The 17,045-nt window shown below is 75.3% G+C and carries 15 protein-coding genes and 1 pseudogene; 9 read left to right on the top strand and 7 right to left on the bottom strand.

The features are described 5' to 3' along the window. The first annotated feature begins 173 nt into the window (after positions 1–173). Positions 174–1,511, top strand: a complete 1,338-nt coding sequence (locus ACFY00_RS11870; RefSeq protein ID WP_388030049.1) for a hemolysin family protein — start codon at positions 174–176, stop codon at positions 1,509–1,511. Further along, a complete protein-coding gene (locus ACFY00_RS11865; RefSeq protein WP_388030048.1) occupies positions 1,508–2,557 on the top strand; it encodes a hemolysin family protein in 1,050 nt (349 codons plus the stop codon). The genes ACFY00_RS11870 and ACFY00_RS11865 overlap by 4 nt, the downstream gene beginning before the upstream one ends. Before the next feature lie 44 nt (positions 2,558–2,601). On the opposite strand, the gene ACFY00_RS11860 is transcribed toward ACFY00_RS11865, so the two are convergent. The 4 genes from ACFY00_RS11860 to ACFY00_RS11845 form a co-directional block, all read right to left on the bottom strand. Further along, the gene (locus tag ACFY00_RS11860; protein ID WP_388030045.1) at positions 2,602–3,231 is read right to left on the bottom strand and encodes a DUF4230 domain-containing protein; all 630 of its coding nucleotides are present in this window, start codon (positions 3,229–3,231) and stop codon (positions 2,602–2,604) included. Positions 3,232–3,365: 134 nt separating this feature from the next. Continuing rightward, on the bottom strand, positions 3,366–5,207 hold the full coding sequence (locus ACFY00_RS11855; RefSeq protein WP_388030043.1) for an AAA family ATPase: 1,842 nt from the start codon (positions 5,205–5,207) through the stop codon (positions 3,366–3,368). 306 nt (positions 5,208–5,513) lie between these two features. Then, positions 5,514–6,137, bottom strand: a complete 624-nt coding sequence (locus tag ACFY00_RS11850) for a uridine kinase (protein WP_388030042.1) — start codon at positions 6,135–6,137, stop codon at positions 5,514–5,516. Positions 6,138–6,262: 125 nt separating this feature from the next. Beyond that, the gene (locus ACFY00_RS11845; RefSeq protein WP_388030040.1) at positions 6,263–6,664 is read right to left on the bottom strand and encodes a hypothetical protein; all 402 of its coding nucleotides are present in this window, start codon (positions 6,662–6,664) and stop codon (positions 6,263–6,265) included. Positions 6,665–6,872: 208 nt separating this feature from the next. Between ACFY00_RS11845 and ACFY00_RS11840 the strand changes: the two genes are divergently transcribed. From ACFY00_RS11840 to fxsA, 5 genes and pseudogenes are all read left to right on the top strand, one after another. Further along, entirely contained in the window at positions 6,873–7,313 is a 441-nt protein-coding gene (locus ACFY00_RS11840; RefSeq protein ID WP_176185772.1) for an Lrp/AsnC family transcriptional regulator, read from the top strand. 31 nt (positions 7,314–7,344) lie between these two features. Continuing rightward, the gene (locus ACFY00_RS11835; protein ID WP_388030037.1) at positions 7,345–8,958 is read left to right on the top strand and encodes an amidohydrolase; all 1,614 of its coding nucleotides are present in this window, start codon (positions 7,345–7,347) and stop codon (positions 8,956–8,958) included. Positions 8,959–9,053: 95 nt separating this feature from the next. Continuing rightward, positions 9,054–10,352, top strand: a pseudogene (locus ACFY00_RS11830) (amidase); the annotation flags it as partial. A 262-nt stretch (positions 10,353–10,614) separates the two neighbouring features. Continuing rightward, the gene (gene lnt / locus ACFY00_RS11825; RefSeq protein WP_388030034.1) at positions 10,615–12,276 is read left to right on the top strand and encodes an apolipoprotein N-acyltransferase; all 1,662 of its coding nucleotides are present in this window, start codon (positions 10,615–10,617) and stop codon (positions 12,274–12,276) included. Positions 12,277–12,413: 137 nt separating this feature from the next. Next, positions 12,414–13,001, top strand: a complete 588-nt coding sequence (gene fxsA, locus ACFY00_RS11820) for an FxsA family membrane protein (RefSeq protein ID WP_388030234.1) — start codon at positions 12,414–12,416, stop codon at positions 12,999–13,001. A 103-nt stretch (positions 13,002–13,104) separates the two neighbouring features. Here the strand turns inward: fxsA and ACFY00_RS11815 are convergent, their stop codons facing one another. The 3 genes from ACFY00_RS11815 to ACFY00_RS11805 all read right to left on the bottom strand — a co-directional run bounded on the left by ACFY00_RS11815 (position 13,105) and on the right by ACFY00_RS11805 (position 15,655). Beyond that, the gene (locus tag ACFY00_RS11815; protein ID WP_380241989.1) at positions 13,105–13,479 is read right to left on the bottom strand and encodes an RNA polymerase-binding protein RbpA; all 375 of its coding nucleotides are present in this window, start codon (positions 13,477–13,479) and stop codon (positions 13,105–13,107) included. A gap of 246 nt (positions 13,480–13,725) precedes the next feature. Continuing rightward, positions 13,726–15,327 (bottom strand): hypothetical protein, encoded by a 1,602-nt coding sequence (locus tag ACFY00_RS11810; RefSeq protein ID WP_388030031.1) that lies wholly within the window; start codon positions 15,325–15,327, stop codon positions 13,726–13,728. Positions 15,328–15,460: 133 nt separating this feature from the next. After that, positions 15,461–15,655 carry a hypothetical protein gene (locus tag ACFY00_RS11805; RefSeq protein ID WP_014134294.1) on the bottom strand — a complete coding sequence of 65 codons (195 nt, stop codon included), beginning with the start codon at positions 15,653–15,655 and terminating at the stop codon, positions 15,461–15,463. A gap of 350 nt (positions 15,656–16,005) precedes the next feature. Here ACFY00_RS11805 and ACFY00_RS11800 point away from each other — a divergent pair, with 350 nt between their 5' ends. Together ACFY00_RS11800 and ACFY00_RS11795 are read left to right on the top strand one after the other, a co-directional pair. Then, entirely contained in the window at positions 16,006–16,425 is a 420-nt protein-coding gene (locus ACFY00_RS11800; RefSeq protein WP_388030029.1) for an ankyrin repeat domain-containing protein, read from the top strand. Positions 16,426–16,483: 58 nt separating this feature from the next. Next, positions 16,484–16,990, top strand: a complete 507-nt coding sequence (locus ACFY00_RS11795; protein WP_388030026.1) for a GNAT family N-acetyltransferase — start codon at positions 16,484–16,486, stop codon at positions 16,988–16,990. The last annotated feature ends 55 nt before the right edge of the window (positions 16,991–17,045 follow it).

Raw genomic sequence — 17,045 nt, 5'->3', positions numbered from 1 at the left:
GGAAGCGTTCGGGTATCGTCTACGCTGGTAAAACCGCGGCAAAGCCCACCCGAGAACCGGGCTCCCCGCGTCCGCCCGCGACCAGAGGAGTGACACCTCCCCTCGATGGACGATCCGTCCGGTAGTACCCGCGCCGCCGCGCACGTTTCCAGTCAGGGAAGGCGGGCGGCCCGATGACCACCGCCTGGCTCCTGCTGCTCGCGGCCCTCCTGCTCATCCTCGCCAACGGCCTGTTCGTGGCCGCCGAGTTCGCGTTCGTGACCGCGGACCGCGGCACCGTGGAACGCGCCGCGGCCGACGGCGACCGGCGGGCCAAGAGCCTCTCCAAGGCCCTGCACAAGCTGTCCTTCCAGCTCTCCGGCGCCCAACTCGGCATCACCATCACCTCGCTGGTGGTCGGCATGCTCGCCGAACCGGCGCTGTCCGTCCTGCTCACGCCGGTGTTCACCGCCGTCGGCCTGCCCGACTCGGCGGCCCGCGGCACCGCGGTGATCGTCGGCCTGGTGCTGGCCACCGTGATCCAGATGGTGATCGGCGAACTCGTCCCGAAGAACTGGGCGATCTCCCGGCCGCTCCAGGTCGCCTACGCGGTGGTCGGCCCGCAGCGCGCGTTCTCCGCCGCCTGCCGCCCGCTGATCGCCTTCCTGAACGGCTCCGCGGACCGGATGGTGCGCGCCCTCGGCGTCGAACCGCAGGAGGAGCTCGGCCACGCCCGCACCGCCGACGAACTCGTCGCGCTGGCCCGGCACTCGTACCAGGCCGGCGTGATGGACGAGCAGTCCGCGACGCTGTTCGTCCGCACCCTGGGCCTGCGCGAGCTGACCGCCGAGTCGGTGATGACCCCGCGGATCGACGTCGCCGCCCTGCAGGAGGACGCCACCGCCACCGACGTGCTCAACCTGACCCGGGCCACCGGGCTGAGCCGCTTCCCGGTGTACGCCGACAGCCTCGACGAGGTCACCGGCACCGTCACCCTCAAGGACGCCCTCGCCGTCCCCGCCGGTCGGCGCGACCGCACCAGGGTCCGCCACCTGGCCGCCCCGCCGCTGCTGGTGCCCGAGACCATGCCCGTCGAGCGGCTGCTCGACCTGCTGCGCGGCCGCGAGCCGATGGCCGTGGTGGTCGACGAGTACGGCGGCACCGCGGGCGTCGCCACCATCGAGGACATCGTCGAGGAGGTGGTCGGCGAGGTCCAGGACGAGCACGACCCCGCCGACACCCCCGACCTGCGCCCGCTCGCCCCGCGCGACGGACTGCCGGTCTGGGACGCCGACGGCCGGGCCCGGCTCGACCAGCTCGCCAAGATCGGCCTGAACGCCCCCGACGGCCCGTACGAGACGCTCGGCGGCCTGCTCGCCGACCTGCTCGGCAAGCTCCCCGCCGTCGGCGAGCGCGCCCACCTGCCCGGCTGGGAACTGACCGTGACCGCCGTCGACCGGCACCGCACCAGCCGGGTCGAGATCCGCCGGATCCCCGAGGACGACCACGAGGACCGGGAGCACCACCGATGAGCGCCCTGCAACTCGCCTTCTCGCTGCTCCTGCTGCTCGGCAACGCCTTCTTCGTCGGCGCCGAGTTCGCCGTCATCTCGGTGCGCCGCAGCCAGATCGAACCGCTCGCCGAGGCGGGCGACAAGCGCGCCCGCACCGTGCTGCACGCGCTGTCCAACGTCTCCGCGATGCTGGCCGCCGCCCAACTCGGCATCACCGTCTGCTCGCTGCTGCTGGGCGCGCTGGCCGAACCCACCATCGCGCACCTGCTGGAGCCCGCCTTCCACGCGCTCGGCGTGCCCGACTCGGCGATGCACCTGCTGAGCTACGTCATCGCGCTGAGCATCGTGGTGTTCCTGCACATGGTGATGGGCGAGATGGTGCCGAAGAACCTGGCCCTGGCCGGCCCGGAGAAGGCCGCGCTCTGGCTCGGCCCGCCGCTGGACCGCCTGGCCCGCCTGCTCGCCCCGTTCATCGCCTTCCTGAACGCCTTCGCCAACGGCGTGCTGCGGCTGTTCCGGGTCGAGCCCAAGGACGAGGTCGACTCGGTCGCCACCAGCGAGCAGCTGCTGCTGATGCTCACCGACTCCGGCGAGGCCGGGCTGCTCGACGACAGCCGCCGCGAACGCCTGGAGGACGCCCTGGAGATGGGCAGCCGCCCGGTCACCGAGGTGCTGCTGGCCCCCGAGCAACTGGTCACCGTCGGCCGCGAGGTCACCGGCGAGGAGATCCAGCGGCTGGCCGTGCGCACCGGTTTCTCCCGCTTCCCGGTCGCCGACGAGCAGGGCACCGTCCTCGGCTACCTGCACGTCAAGGACTCGCTGGAGGCCGACGACCTGACCGCGCCCGTCCCGGCCCGGCTGTGGCGGCCGATCACCGTGCTGCGCTCCGGCCTGCGGCTGGACGACGCGCTCGCCGCGATGCGCCGCGCCGCCGCCCACCTGGCCGCGGTGGTCGACCCGGACGGGCGCCAGCTCGGCCTGGTCGCCCTGGAGGACGTGCTGGAGGAACTGGTCGGCGAGGTGCACGACCCCGACCACCGGCCGCCCGCCGCCGCCCAGCGCTGACGCCCGGCCCCGTGACCGCACGGCGCGGTCACGGGGCCGGGGCGCTACGCCACCTCGATCGTCACCGAGGTGAAGCCGAGCGAGCCCAGCAGGCCCGACAGCATCGCCTTGGTGTTCTCCTCCGCGGTCTTCGGCAGCTCGGTGTCCTTGGCCGCCTTGTCGATCTTCTCGACGGCCAGCAGCTCCACCTTGTGCTGGTCCTCGGAGGTGCTGGAGGAGAACAGGTCGCCGAGCCGGTCGAACAGGCCGCGCTCCTGCGAGTACATGTAGGAGTTCTTGACGTCCAGCGCCGCCCCCGCGAGCTGCCCGTGCGGGATGGTGATGGTCACCGTCCGCCGGTCCTCGGAGACCTTCACCGAGTCCGGCCCGAGCCTGCCGAGGTCCACGTACGCCTCGACGCTGCCCGCGCCCACGTACAGGCTGCGGGTGCCCAGGATCGCCGACGGCAGGAACTTGGCCTCGTTGGCGAGGTCCACGATGACCTGGAAGTTGCCGGTGGCCGCGTTGTAACGGCTCATCTTCTGGATGGACTTGAGCACCACCGGCTGGCTGCGGTCCACGGTCTTCTCGGCGAACGGGTTGGGGACCCCGGGCAGCCAGCCCAGGTTGGCCATCCCCAGGAACAGCGCGAGGATCACCGCCAGCGTGATCGGCAGCGACAGGTACCAGGGCACCCGGCGTCCGCCGCCCGCCCGGCCGCGCGGCTCCCGGTCGTCCCGGGCCCCGCGGAGCCCCCGCGTCCCTTCTTCGTCTCTCGGCGTCGGATCCTCGTCGTCCGCCCGGCCCGCGCGGGACTTCCCGGGGCCCTTCACTGCCGACCCTCGATCAGCTCCCCGTACGCCTGCAGCAGGTCCGGCAGGCGCAGCGTCGCGAGGTCCTCCCGGGAGGGCGTGCCGCGCTGGCCGGACAGCCGCAGGTCGCGGTAGGCGCAGGACTTCTCGTACAGGGTGCGGACGAAGCGGCCGTTGCCGAGCTGGTCGATCCAGCCCTCGGCGACGACGTGCCCGCAGATCGAGGACAGCTCCTCGCGCGCGTCCACGTCCCAGTCGTCGCCGTCGGCCTGCGCCAACTTCAGGCCGATGTCGGTGAGTTCGGCGGGCCGGTAGGAGGGGAAGTCGACCCGGGTGGTGAAGCGGGAGTTCAGGCCCGGGTTCGTTGCCAGTAGTCGATTCATGCCGTCCGGGTACCCCGCGAGGATGACGACCAACCTGTCCCGATTGTCCTCGGCCCGCTTGAGCAGCACCTGCAGCGCCTCGTCGCCGTACGCGTCGCCCTTGCTGTAGCCGGAGTTGGCCAGTGAGTACGCCTCGTCTATGAACAGCACGCCGTCCAGCGCCGAGTCGATCAGCTCGTTCGCCTTCACCGCGGTCTGGCCCAGGAACTCGCCCACCAGGTCGGCCCGTTGGGCCTCCACCAGGTGGTCGCCGGAGAGCAGTCCGAGGGCGTGGAAGACCCGGCCGAGGATCCGCGCGACCGTGGTCTTGCCGGTGCCCGAGGGGCCGGAGAACACGAAGTGCCGCTTCGGCGGCTGCACCGGCAGCCCGCGGTCCGCGCGCAGCCGTGCCATCCTCAACTGGGCGGACAGCGCCCGTACTTGGCGCTTGACCGGGTCCAGGCCGACCATCGCCTCCAGCTCGGCCAGCGCCCGGTCCAGCTCCAGCCGGGCGGCCGGGGCCGGGTTCGGCCCCGCGGGCGGAACGGCCTGCGCGGCGGGCCAGTTGGCCAGTCGCGGCGGCGCCGTCGCGGGCCCGGCCCGCTCGGCGAGCTGGGCCCGGCCCGGCTCGGCGGCGGCCGGGCCGTCGTCCTCCTCCTCGGCGCAGCCCTCCGCGCTGACCCCGCCGGAGCCGCCGCGGAACTCCACCGGCTCCAGCTCCTCCAGCGCGCCGCCGCCGGACGGCGCCGCCACGCCCCGGTACTCGCCGAACGCCTCGCCGTCCAGCAGCCCGTCCTCCGCGGCGATCGCCGCCAGCCGCTGCTCGGCGTCCATGAACGCCGGGTCCGCCCGGTGCACCGCCCGGTACAGCGGGAGCGCCGCCGCGCTGCGCCCGGCCCCCTCGTACGCCCGGGCCAGCCAGTAGCGCAGCTCCTTGCGCTGCGGCTGCTCGGAGCGGCAGCGCGCCAGCGAGGCCGCCAGCGGGCGCTGGGCCTGCGCGCACATGTCGAGCCGGACACGGGCCATGCCCGCGAACAGGCCCGCCTCGATGCCCAGCAGCGGGTCGTCCAGCAGCCGGTCGGTGTCCCGGATCAGCTGCTCCCAGTCCTTGAGCAGGTAGGAGCGGCAGGCGTGCAGGAATCGCACCGCGGGCTCCCGCTCGGGCGGCGGACAGGCCGTCAGGGCCTGCTCCAGCTCGGCCAGGTGACGGCCGTCCAGCCAGTGCGAGGCGTGCGCGAGCGCGAGGTCCTGCGGGGTCTCCAGCACCGGCTGCACCCACCAGCCCAGCCAGTACCAGGAGCTGAGCGGGCGGCGGTGGCGCTCGCGCTGCTCGCCGAAGCGGTCCCGGTGCCGGTGCATCGCCAGCAGGGCGCCCGCGGTGTCGCTGCGCAGCGCGTGCAGGCCCAGCCAGGCGTCGGCCATGCCGGGGTCGACGTAGACCGCGGCGCGGAACTCCTCCTCCGCGCGGGCGTACGAACCGGCCGTGTAGGCGTCCATGGCGCGCGACCAGGCGCGGTCGGCGTCCGGATCCGGACCCCCCGCCGCGGGACCCTTCCCGCCGGAACTCTCCACCGTCACTGACGCCCCCCGCCAGACCTCGGGGCGCTCCTCTGCGCGCCTGCGTGGCATGGTACCGGCGCGGCGCTGATCCGTAAGGGTGCCGCGCGGCTCGAATGGCGCGAGACGATCGCTCACCGGCGCGCGGGACGGGAGGCAGGACGGCGCCTCCGGCTCACGGGGGAACAAGCCGGAGGCGCCGTGTCTGTGGTTGCGGATTCAACTGATTTCCGCGACACGCAGAACTTAGATCCTGGTGACGTCGCAGGTCAAGGGGGGTCTGCCCGGTTCACTCAGGGTGCTCCGGAGGATTCGCCCGGTGACCCCGTCGACCCGGACGTGCGCGTGCGGACGGCTCGGGTCCGCCGCGAAGTGGGCTTGCTCCGCACGCGACCAACCGGCCCAGAACTCGGCCAGTTCCGGACCGTCCCGCAGCTCCCCGCGGGCCCGCGCGGCCGCCTGGTCCAGTTCCATCCACAGCAGCGCCGCCAACCGCGGCCGCACCGCCCGCCGGCCCGCGCCCACCCCCTCCAGCAGCACCACCGGCGCCACCGGCACCTCCCGGACGGCGCCGAACTCCCGCGCCGTCCAGTCGTACACCGCGTGCCGGGCCGCGACCCCGCGCGCCAGCGGCTCCAGCACCTGGGCGCGCAGCCGCCCCGGCCAGCCGAACGGCTCCCGGTGCGTGGCCAGGTCGTCCAGGTGCACCACGGGCGCGCCGCCGAGCGCGGCCGACAGCCGCCCCGCGAAGGTGGTCTTGCCGGAGCCCGCGTGCCCGTCCACCGCGACCAGCCGCACCGGACCGAGCGAGGGCGGCAGCGCCAGCAGGCTCGCGGCCAGCGCGGACAGGTCGGGGGAGTGGGCGTCCATCCGGCCAGCGTACGGGGGCCGGGGCCGCGGTCGGCGGGGGGCGATCCCGGAGGGCACCGCGTGCGGCGCCCTCGCCGGGACGTCGGGCCGTCGGGGACGGCCCGGTTCCTCGGGTGCGCGCGGGCTCAGGCCGCGCGGCGGTCGCGCTGCGCGGGCACCGACGCGCGCACCGCGCGGTGGGCCCCGGCGTGCGAGAACGGCTGGGTGCGCCAGTCCAGCGCCGTCGGCAGCGTCAGCAGGTTGTCCAGGCCGTCCTGCTCGGGCTGCTCCTCGCACTCCGGCAGGTCGGCGGTCGGCGCGCCGGTGCCCCGGCAGATCGCGGGCTGGAAGGGGTTCCACGCGGAGGTGAGCACCGCGTGCTGCGGCAGGCGCTCCTCGTCCCCGATCAACGCGATCGGGCGGTCGCACGCCGGGCAGTGCACCCGGACGATCTCCCAGGTGTCGGCCGCGCCCGGGTCCGTCCCGAAGGAGGCCTCGGGCGCGCCGGGTTCGTCCTCGACGTCGGGACGCTGGTCGGTGGAAGGCATTCTGATCCCCCTAGGATCGGGCCGGAGCCTCTCGTTGTCCGGGCCACCAGCAGCACTTCCCCATGACGGGCCGTCATAACCCTGCACTCCGGCGCACGGTGATGCATTCCCTGTGTTCCTCGCCACATTCCTTTGGCATGTGCCCCCCGGATGCGCCCCCGGTGAGCTGTCTGCACAGCCCGCCCGCGATCGAGTAGGTTGACGCCTTGTGGAGGAACTCGACCAGCGCATCGTCCAGCTGCTGCTGCAGGACGGACGGATGAGCTACACCGACCTGGGCAAGGCCACCGGCCTGTCCACCTCGGCCGTGCACCAGCGGGTGCGCCGCCTCGAACAGCGCGGCGTCATCCGCGGCTACACCGCCATCGTCGACCCCGAGGCGGTCGACCTGGCGCTCACCGCGTTCATCTCGGTCAAGCCCTTCGACCCCAGCGCCCCCGACGACACCCCCGAGCGCCTGGTCGGCCTCCCCGAGATCGAGGCCTGCCACAGCGTCGCGGGCGACGAGAACTACATCCTCAAGGTCCGCGTCCCCGGCCCCGGCGACCTGGAGGACCTGCTCGCCCGGATCCGCTCCGCCGCGGGCGTCTCCACCCGCACCACCGTCGTCCTCTCCACCCCGTACGAGGCCCGCCCCCCGAAGCTCTGACCAGGCCGTCCAGGGTGCGAGACTGGTCGCCATGACCGAACGCACCGACCGGACCGTGCTGCTGCGCGGCGGCAACGTCTACAGCCCCGCCGACCCCTTCGCCACCGCCATGCTGGTCGAGGGCCGGCACGTCGCCTGGGTCGGCAGCGACGGAGCCGCCGCGGCGTACGCCGACACCGCCGACGAGATCGTCGAACTGGACGGCGCCCTGGTCACCCCCGCCTTCGTCGACGCCCACGTGCACGCCACCTCCACCGGCCTCGCCCTCACCGGACTCGACCTCACCGGCAGCCCCTCGCTCGCCGAAACCCTGCGCCGCACCGCCGAGTTCTGCGCCCCCTACACCGGCGGCGCGCTCATCGGCCACGGCTGGGACGAGACCCGCTGGCCCGAGCACCGCGCCCCCGCGCTCGCCGAACTCGACGCCGCCGCCGGGGGCGCCCCGCTCTACCTCTCCCGCACCGACGTCCACTCCGCCCTCGCCACCAGCGCGCTGCGCGCCCTCGTCCCCGGCCTGGAAACGCTCCCCGGGTACGACGCCACCGGCCCGCTCACCCGGGACGCCCACCACGCCGTCCGGCAGGCCGCCCTCGCCCACCTCACCGCCGAGCAGCGCCGCGCCGCCCAACTCGCCACCCTGCGCCGGGCCGCCGAACTCGGCATCGGCACCCTGCACGAGTGCGCCGGACCGCAGATCTCCTCCGCCGAGGACCTCGCCGCGCTGCTCGCCCTCGCCGCCGAGAGCGACGGCCCCGAGGTGTACGGCTACTGGGGCGAACTCGGCCCCGAGGGCATCGAGACCGCCCGGCGCCTCGGCGCGGTCGGCGCGGGCGGCGACCTGTTCGTCGACGGCGCCCTCGGCTCGCACACCGCCTGCCTGCACGACCCGTACAGCGACGCCCCGCACACCGGCGTCGCCTACCTGAGCGCCGCCCAGATCGCCGACCACGTCACCGCCTGCACCGAGGCCGGCCTGCAGGCCGGGTTCCACGCCATCGGCGACGCCGCGATCGGCGCCGTCGTGGCGGGCGTGCGGGCCGCCGCCGACAAGCTCGGCCTGGAGCGGGTCAAGGCCGCCCGGCACCGGGTCGAGCACGCCGAGGCGCTGACCTACGAGACGCTCGCCGCGTTCGCCGAACTCGGCCTCACCGCCTCCGTCCAGCCCGCCTTCGACGCGGCCTGGGGCGGCCCCGACGGCATGTACGCCGAGCGCCTCGGCGCCGAGCGCGCCGCCGCCCTCAACCCCTTCGCGGCGATGCTGCGCACCGGCGTCCCGCTGGCCTTCGGCTCCGACGCGCCGGTCACCCCGCTCGACCCGTGGGGCACCGTCCGGGCCGCCGCCTTCCACCGCACCCCCGAGCACCGGATCTCGGTGCGCGCCGCCTTCACCGCCCACACCCGCGGCGGCCACCGCGCCCTGGGCCACGACGCCGACGGCGTGCTCGTCCCCGGCGCCCCCGCCTCCTACGCGGTCTGGGCCACCACCGACCTGGTCGTCCAGGCCCCCGACACCCGCATCGCGGGCTGGTCCACCGACCCGCGCTCCGGCACCCCCGGCCTGCCCGACCTCACCCCCGGCGAGCCGCTGCCCACCTGCCTGCGCACCGTCGTCCGCGGCCGCACCGTCCACCTGCTGGACGCCTGACGCCCCGACGCCCCGGTGGGCCGGACATTCGTCCAAGACCCGAGGCGGACGGGACGCGCAGGGTGGTGGGCACCACGCGAGGAGAGGACAGCGCGATGCCCACCGACCCGTTCGACCCCTTCACCCCGGCGCTCGACCTCGCCGCGGCCGTCCGCCGCCGCGAGCTCGGCCCGGTCGAGCTCGCCGAGGCCTACCTGCGGCGCGCCGACCGCCTCGACCCGGTGCTCAACGCCTTCTGCTTCCGCGACGACGCGGCCGTGCTGGCCGCCGCCCGGGCCGCCGAGCGGCGGGTGCTGGCGGCCGGGAAGGGCGAGCGGCTGCCCCCGTTCCTGGGCGTGCCGCTACCGGTGAAGGACCTCGCGGACGTCGCCGGGTGGCCCACCACCCACGGCTCGCTCGCCACCCCGCGGGAGCCCGCCACCGCCACCGACCCGGCGGTGGGGCGGCTGCTGGCAGCCGGGTTCGTGCCGATGGGCAAGACCACCACCTCCGAGTTCGGGGTGCTGCCGTTCACCGAGAGCCCCGCCCTCGGCGTCACCCGCAACCCGTGGGACCCCGACCGCACCCCCGGCGGCTCCTCCAGCGGCGCGGGCGCCGCCGTCGCCGCCGCACTGGCCCCGCTCGCGCACGCCGAGGACGGCGGCGGGTCGATCCGCATCCCCGCCTCCTGCACCGGCCTGGTCGGCCTCAAACCCACCCGCGGCCGGGTCGCCGGGGCCACCGTCCTGGTCGAGGGCCTCGCCACCGGCGGCGCCGTCACCCGCACCGTCGAGGACACCGCCGCCGTCCTGGACGCGCTGGCCCGGCACGACCCCGGCAGCTGGTGGTCCCCGCCCGCCCCCGCCCGCCCGTACGCCGCCGCGCTCGAACAGGCGCCGCCGACCGGCCTGCGGATCGGGCACCTCACCGACTCGCCCGTCGACGGGATCGCCGTCGACCCGGCCTGCCGCACCGCCGTCGAACGGGCGCTGCACGCCCTGGAGCACGCCGGGCACCACCTGGTCGACACCCCGCTGCCGCTGCCGCCCGCCGCCGACCTGGTCGCCGCCTTCACCGCGATCTGGAACACCGGCGCCGCCGCCGTCCCGCTCGCCGACCCCGACCTGGTCGAACCGCACAACCGGGCGCTGCGCGCGGCCGCGCACGCCGTCGACTCCTGGGCGTACGCGCAGGCCGTGCAGAGCGCCCAGCGGCTCTCCCGCCGCCTGGTCGAGGGCTTCCTCGCCGGGTTCGACCTGCTGGTCACCCCCACCATGGCCTGCCTGCCGCCGCGGATCGGCGCCTGGCGCACCGGCACCGCCGCCGACCCGGCCGCCGCCGTCCGCAACTCCTACCCGATGGGCGTCTTCACCTCGGTGTTCAACGTCACCGGCCAGCCCGCGATCTCGCTCCCGCTGCACCGGGACGCGGCCACCGGCCTGCCCGTCGGCGTCCAACTGGTCGCCGCCCCTGGCGCGAGGACCTGCTCCTGCAGGTCGCCCGCACCCTGGAGGAGGCGCTGCCCTGGGCCGGGCACCGCCCGCCGGTCGGCCGCTGACGGGCCGTCGGCCGGACGGGGCGCCCGGGGGAGTGAGGTACCTTTCCTGGGACGTCGAACGAGGTCGGACCCGTGCCCCGCGCGCGGGGACGGCCCCGAGGTAGAGAGGTGGTGCGCAGGTGGCACTGCCGGTTTCGCAGGAGCAGCCCGAGCAGCAGGAGCAGCCGGTGGCCGGGGCGGGCCCGCAGCCGCCGGAGACCGCGTCCGCGCCCGGCCGCCGCAGGGCCTGGTGGGCCCGGACCGGCCTGGCCGCGCTCTCCGGCCTCGCGCTGGCCCTCGCCTTCCCGCCGTTCGACGTGTGGCCGCTGTCGATCCTCGCGGTGGCCGCCCTGGCCCTGCTCACCCGCGGCCGCACCGCCCGGCACGGCGCCTGGCTGGGCTTCGCCCTCGGCGTGCCGTTCTTCGTGGTGCTGCTGTCCTGGCTGCGCCCGGTCGGCTGGGACGCCACCGTCGGCCTGTCGCTGATCGAGGCGCTGTTCCTGGCCCTGATGGGCGCCGGGGCGGCGCTGACCTCGAAGCTGCGCGGCTGGCCGCTGTGGGGCGCGGCGCTGTGGGTCACCCAGGAGTGGATGCGCGACCGGCTGCCGTTCGGCGGCTTCCCGTGGGGCCGGCTGGCGTTCGCCAACACCGCCAGCCCGCTCACCCCGCTGGCCGCGCTCGGCGGCGCCCCGCTGGTGACCTTCGCGGTCGCGGGCAGCGGCACCCTGCTGGCCTGGGCGGCGCTCGGCGCCGCCCGCGCCCGCCGCACCGACACCGAACTGCCCTGGCGCACCGCCGTCGGCGCGGTGGGCGCGCTCGCCGTGGTGCTGGTCGGCTACGCGGTGCCGGTGCCGACCTCGGCCGACGACACCGTCAAGGTCGCCCTCGTCCAGGGCAACGTGGACCGCCCCGGGATGGACTTCCTGGGCCGCCCGATGGAGGTGCTGGACAACCACGCCACCGCCACCGAGAAGCTCGCCGCGGACGTCGCGGCCGGCAAGGTCGCCAAGCCCGACGTGGTGATCTGGCCGGAGAACGCCTCCGACCTGGACCCGTTCACCGACCCCGCCGCGCGCGCCCGGATCGACGAGGCGGTCAAGGCCGTCGGCGTGCCCACCCTGGTCGGCGCCCTGGTCGACGGCCCCGACGCGCAGCACGTCCAGAACGAGGGCATCGTCTGGGACCCGGCCACCGGCCCCGGCGCCTCCTACACCAAGCAGCACCCGGTGCCGTTCGGCGAGTACGTGCCGTTCCGCACCGAGCTGTCCAAGGTGATCAGCCGCCTGCAGCGGGTCGCCCGGGACTTCTACCCCGGCACCCACAACGGCGTGATGCAGCTGGGCCCGGCCCGGATCGGCGACGTCATCTGCTTCGAGGTCGCCTACGACGAGATCGTCCGGGACGCCGTCGACCAGGGCGGCCGGGTCATCGTCGTGCAGACCAACAACGCCACGTACAACAACACCGGCCAGACCGAGCAGCAGCTCGCGATGTCCCGGCTGCGGGCCGTCGAGCACGGGCGGGCGGTGCTGATCGCGGCCACCAGCGGCGTCTCCGCGGTGATCGCCCCGGACGGCAGCGTGCAGCAGCGCACCGGCGAGATGGAGCAGGCCGTGCTGAACGCGGTGGTGCCGCTGCGCGACGGCCGGACGCTCGCCGACCGGGTCGGCGCCGGGCCGGAGTGGGTGCTCGCCCTCGGCGGCGTGCTGGCCTGCGCGTTCGCGGCCACCGGCGCGGTGCGTCGGCGCCGGGCCGGGCGCCCGGCCGCGGACGGCGGGCGCGAGGTGCCGCACACCGTCTGAGCAGCGACGGGCCGACGGCCCCGGGAGCGCGCGGCGGAACACCGCGCGTCCCGGGGCCGTTGTGCTGGGTGGTGCCGTGGACGCGGCCGGGCAGGCCGGTCGCCGCGGAGAGCACCGCGATGGAGTGGATCCCTACCGTGTCCCAGCAAGCAACCCCGGCCCGCCCGGCCCGCCGAGGCAGGCTCGCCCGCACCGTGCCGCTGCTGGTCGTCGCCTGGCTGGTGCTGGAGATCTGGCTGCTCACGGTGGTGGCCGGGTGGATCGGCTGGTTCCTGACGCTGCTGCTGCTGGTCGGCGGGGTGTTCCTCGGCGCCGCGGTGGTCAAGCGCGCCGGGGTCCGGGCCTTCCGGGCGGCCGTCGAGCTGTCCAAGGACCCGCAGTCCGCGCAGCCGCAGACCGGCACCTCGATGACGGTGCTGGCGGGCGTCCTGCTGATGGTCCCCGGCTTCCTGTCCGACCTGCTGGCCGTGACCTTCCTGCTGCCGCCGACCCGCGCGCTGTGGCGCGTCGTCGGCCGCCGGATCACCGGCTCGGCGCTGCGCTCCACCGCCCCGGTCGGCGCGGACCGGTTCGCCGACGCGATGAGGCTGCAGGAGCAGCTGCGCATCCACCGGCCCGACGGCAAGGTCGTCCAGGGCGAGGTCGTCGACCCGCCCGCCGGGCCGCGCGGCGGCTCCGGCCCCTCCGGCCCGGACACCGGGTACCGGCCGCCGATCGCGCCCTGACGGGCCGTCCGGCCTACAGGTGCGGGAACAGGCGCGGGAACGCCGAAGGGCCCCGGTGGGAACCGGGGCCCTTCGGCGTCGGTGCGGTTGCGGCGCCCGCTCGTCAGGCGGACTTGCGCGAGTCGCGCGGGTGGATCGCCAGGTTCATCCCGCCCGAGCGCAGGACGGCCAGGCGCTCGGCCAGGACCTCCTCCAGCTCCTCGCGGGTACGGCGCTCCATCAGCATGTCCCAGTGGGTGCGGGTGGGCTTGGTCTTCTTCTCCTCCGGCTCCTCACCGTCGAGGAGGGCGGCCTCCTGGCCGCAGAAGCGGCACTCCCACACCGCGGGGATCTCCGCCTCGACCGAGAACGGGACCTCGAAGCGGTGTCCGTTCTGACATGCGTACTCGACGGTCTGGCGGGGTGCCAGGTCAATGCCGCGGTCGGTCTCGTAGCTGGTCGCCCCGAGTCGCGTGCCGCGGAGAGCTCGCTCGCTCATGAATCGTGCCTCCCGGGCTTCTTGCCCACAGGACTAGTGGTCGCTGTCTTCGTCGCTGGGTCCAACGCTCGACCTCCGACGAAGATTCCCGTCGGGACATACGTCGCCTGTCGTGCCGCCCCTGTTTGTACCCATGGTGGCCCGTTTTGTCACATCTGAGCGGTGTTATCACCCGGCGTGTCACATTTTGTGCACGTGTGGTCCGCCGAATTCCGCCCGGACGACCGACCCTTCCGTCGGACCCTCCTACCAGACCGGACGGGGGCGGCCCGGCGCGGACTCCGCGGCGGGCGCCGGGTCCTTGGCCAGTTCCGCCCGGGCCGGTTCCACCAGCTCGGCGACCACCGGCGCCGGGGCGGGCGCCTCGGTGCGGGTGTCGCGGTGCGGCAGCAGCGCCACCACCGCGTCCCGCAGCGGGGCCGGGGCGTCCTCGTCCAGCGGGTCGACGGTCACCGGGACCTGCAGCCGGACCGGGGCGGCGGTGCCGATCCGGGCGTAGCCGCGGCCGGGCGGGGTGTGCGCGGCGGGCGCGATGTCCAGCGGGCCGCCCAGCGCGGCCGCGCCGGAGTCGGCGTTCACCGGGCCCAGCACCACCCGGGCGCGGGTGCAGGTGCGCACGGTGGGGGAGATCCGGTCGCGGGCGTCCAGCGCGTCCGCGAACACCACCGTCACCCGGGCCGCCCGGCCGTGCCGCAGCGGCACCTCCAGCAGCTCCTGCGGATCGGTGCGGCCCTCCGCGTGCGCCAGCTCCGACAGCTCGGTCAGCCGGTCCAGCAGGATCCACAGCGGCCGGGTCACGTCCGCGGGCGCCGCCAGCCCGTGGTGCCGGGCCGCGTTCAGCGCCACCAGACGCCGCTCGGTCTCCTGCGCGCACCACTCCAGCGCCGCCAGCGCCCCGTGCAGGCTGGTCTCCACCGTGTGCACGCCCGGACGGTTCACCAGGCAGGCGTGCTCGCCGGTGCTGGCCCCGTCCACCACCACCAGGTCGCCCAGCGGCAGCGCCTGCAGCGCGATCGAGCGCAGCAGCGTCGAGGTGCCGTGGCCCGGTGCGCCCAGCGCCAGCAGGTGCGGCTCGGCCGAGCGCGGACCGACCCGCCAGACCACCGGCGGCTGCTGCTCCGTCACGCCGCCCTGCTCGACCGGGATGGTGCGGTGGCTGCCCGCGCCGTCGGTGAAGCCCAGCACGATCTCGCCCGGCGCGGTCACGAAGCGCTGTGCCGCGATGTCCGCGGGCAGCGGGGCCAGCGCCGACACCCGCAGCCGGTTCAACTCCTCGTCCCAGTCGAAGCGGTACTCCCGCGAGCGCCCCGCCTTGCCCTGCACCACCTGCTCGATCCGGGCCCGGGCGGTCGGCTCGGTGTCGGTGAAGTACGCCGGGTAGGCGATCTCCAGCGCGGCCAGCCGCCCGTCCGCGTCGAACTCCCAGCCGCCGAACGCCGCCTTCCAGTCGCCGTCGACCCGGTACAGCGCGCCCGGGTCGTCGTAGCCGCCGAAGTACGGGGTGAGCGCCGCGTACAGGGCGGGCAGCTTGACGTCGACCGGGTCCGGCGCGGGCTCCGCCGGGGCCTTGGGGGTGCGGCCGACCCAGGCTGCCGAGGCGAGCACGGCGACGATCGCCAGCAGCGGGCCGTGCGGCAGCAGGAGGACGCCGAGCACCACGGCCGCGCCGACCAGCAGCGTCGGACCGCGCCGCTCCTTCGGGGTGGCCGTCCAGCGGGCCTTGGCCCAGTCGGCGTGGCGGCGCAGGCCGCGGCCGATCAGCGCCAGCGGCGCGAACACGTCGGCGGCGTGGTCGCCCGCGCTGCGGGCGAGGTCGCGGCCCCGGGTGAAGTGGCGGGTGAGGGACATGCGGGCTCCGGAGGGCAGGGAGGGCAGGGGACGGGAGCGGGGCCGGCCGGGGGGACGACCGGCCGGGGGAGGCTGGCAGAAGGCCCGGGGCGGTGGGGATGTCCGCGCCCGGGCCGTGAGGAGCAGGGACCGCTCAGAACTTCAGGCCGCCGATCAGGCTGGCCAGGCTCGCGCCGCCCGCCTGGATGCTCGGGGCGATCGAGGAACCCGCGACGTAGAAGCCGAACAGCGCGCAGACCAGGGCGTGCGAGATCTTCAACCCGTCCCGGCGGAAGAAGAGGAAGGCGATGACGCCGAACAGGACGATGCCGGAGATGGAGAGAATCACGGGATTGCTCCTCACGAGGGGCGGGGACGGTGTAACGGAAAGTGCCTCAATGGTGACAAGAAGTAATAGATGATGGGGTGCGGCAAACGGGTGGATCTCACCCGGGCACCCGGATCGGCGGTATACGTCCCGCGGCGCGGTGACGCCCGGGGCCAGTGGATCGCACCGGCGCGGTCAGGCGTCCCCGCGCCGGGCGCGGCGGCGCCCCGCGCACCCGGAATTCCCCCGAACGGCCCCGCCGCACCACGCCGCACCGGGGCGCCGGGCCGTCCGCTAGCGTTCGCGGTGGCACGACCAGGACGAGCAGCGGCCCCGCACGGCCGCCCCACCCGGAAGGCGGAACACTCCTCATGACCGACCCCACCGCGCAGGCCGACGGCCCCACGCAGGACGACGCCGAGGTCATCGCCCTGGCCGGCCGGCTCTTCGACGCCGCCCGCACCGGCGACGCCCCGCTGCTGGCCGCCTACCTCGACGCCGGGACGCCCGCCGACCTCACCAACGACCGCGGCGACACCCTGCTGATGCTCGCCGCCTACCACGGCCACGCCGCCGCCGTCACCGCCCTGCTGGAGCGCGGCGCCGACGCCGACCGGGCCAACGACCGCGGGCAGACCCCGCTGGCGGGCGCCGTCTTCAAGGGCGCCACCGAAGTCGTCGAGGCGCTGCTCGCCCACGGCGCCGACCCGCACGCCGGGACGCCCTCCGCGTTGGACGCCGCCCGGATGTTCGGCAAGGACGACCTGGTCGCCCGCCTCACCCGCCCCTGAACCCGGGGCCCGGGCCCGCACCCCGCCGCCGGAGTGCGGGCCCGTACCCTTGGGCGCCATGGAGATCCGCACCACCGGCTTCGGACACCCCGACGCCCAGCAACTCGCCGCCGACGTCCAGCAGGAGTACGTCCGCAGGTACGGCGACGGCGACCAGACCGCCATCCACGCCGACCACTTCGACCCGCCCGCCGGGCTGTTCGTGATCGGCTACCAGGACGGGCGGCCGGTGGCCTGCGGCGGGTGGCGCGCCAAGGAGCGGGACGAGGACGGCCTGCGCGACACCGACGCCGAGCTCAAGCGGATGTACGTCGTCCCCGAGGCGCGCGGCCGGGGTTACGCCCGCGCCGTGCTGCGCCACCTGGAGGCCACCGCCCTCGCGGCCGGGCGCACCCGGCTGGTGCTGGAGACCGGCACCCTGCAGCCCGAGGCGATCGCGCTGTACGCCTCCGAGGGCTACGCCGAGATCCGCAAGTTCGGCTACTACAAGGACCACGAGCAGAGCGTCTGCATGGGCAAGGAACTCACCGCCGTTCCCGCCCGGCAGCCCGCTGACGTGCGGTAGCGCTGTAACTTTCGCATCCGCCGGGCCGGTTGCGGCGGGGGGGGGGGGGGGGGGG

Origin of the sequence: Kitasatospora sp. NPDC001540 (assembly GCF_042894345.1) — a bacterium.
GTDB classification, from domain to species: Bacteria; Actinomycetota; Actinomycetes; order Streptomycetales; family Streptomycetaceae; genus Kitasatospora; species Kitasatospora phosalacinea_C.
Note: the sequence above shows the minus strand (reverse complement) of the source record. Positions and strands in the feature narration are given on the sequence as shown.

What these genes read in the sequence shown, in the direction of transcription:
- ACFY00_RS11865 (WP_388030048.1), top strand. Translation starts at nt 1,508, where the DNA reads ATGAGCGCCCTGCAACTCGCCTTCTCGCTGCTCCTGCTGCTCGGCAAC.
- ACFY00_RS11810 (WP_388030031.1), bottom strand. Translation starts at nt 15,327, where the DNA reads ATGTCCCTCACCCGCCACTTCACCCGGGGCCGCGACCTCGCCCGCAGC.
- ACFY00_RS11800 (WP_388030029.1), top strand. Translation starts at nt 16,006, where the DNA reads ATGACCGACCCCACCGCGCAGGCCGACGGCCCCACGCAGGACGACGCC.
- ACFY00_RS11795 (WP_388030026.1), top strand. Translation starts at nt 16,484, where the DNA reads ATGGAGATCCGCACCACCGGCTTCGGACACCCCGACGCCCAGCAACTC.
- ACFY00_RS11845 (WP_388030040.1), bottom strand. Translation starts at nt 6,664, where the DNA reads ATGCCTTCCACCGACCAGCGTCCCGACGTCGAGGACGAACCCGGCGCG.
- ACFY00_RS11835 (WP_388030037.1), top strand. Translation starts at nt 7,345, where the DNA reads ATGACCGAACGCACCGACCGGACCGTGCTGCTGCGCGGCGGCAACGTC.
- ACFY00_RS11850 (WP_388030042.1), bottom strand. Translation starts at nt 6,137, where the DNA reads ATGGACGCCCACTCCCCCGACCTGTCCGCGCTGGCCGCGAGCCTGCTG.
- ACFY00_RS11870 (WP_388030049.1), top strand. Translation starts at nt 174, where the DNA reads ATGACCACCGCCTGGCTCCTGCTGCTCGCGGCCCTCCTGCTCATCCTC.
- ACFY00_RS11815 (WP_380241989.1), bottom strand. Translation starts at nt 13,479, where the DNA reads ATGAGCGAGCGAGCTCTCCGCGGCACGCGACTCGGGGCGACCAGCTAC.
- ACFY00_RS11855 (WP_388030043.1), bottom strand. Translation starts at nt 5,207, where the DNA reads ATGGACGCCTACACGGCCGGTTCGTACGCCCGCGCGGAGGAGGAGTTC.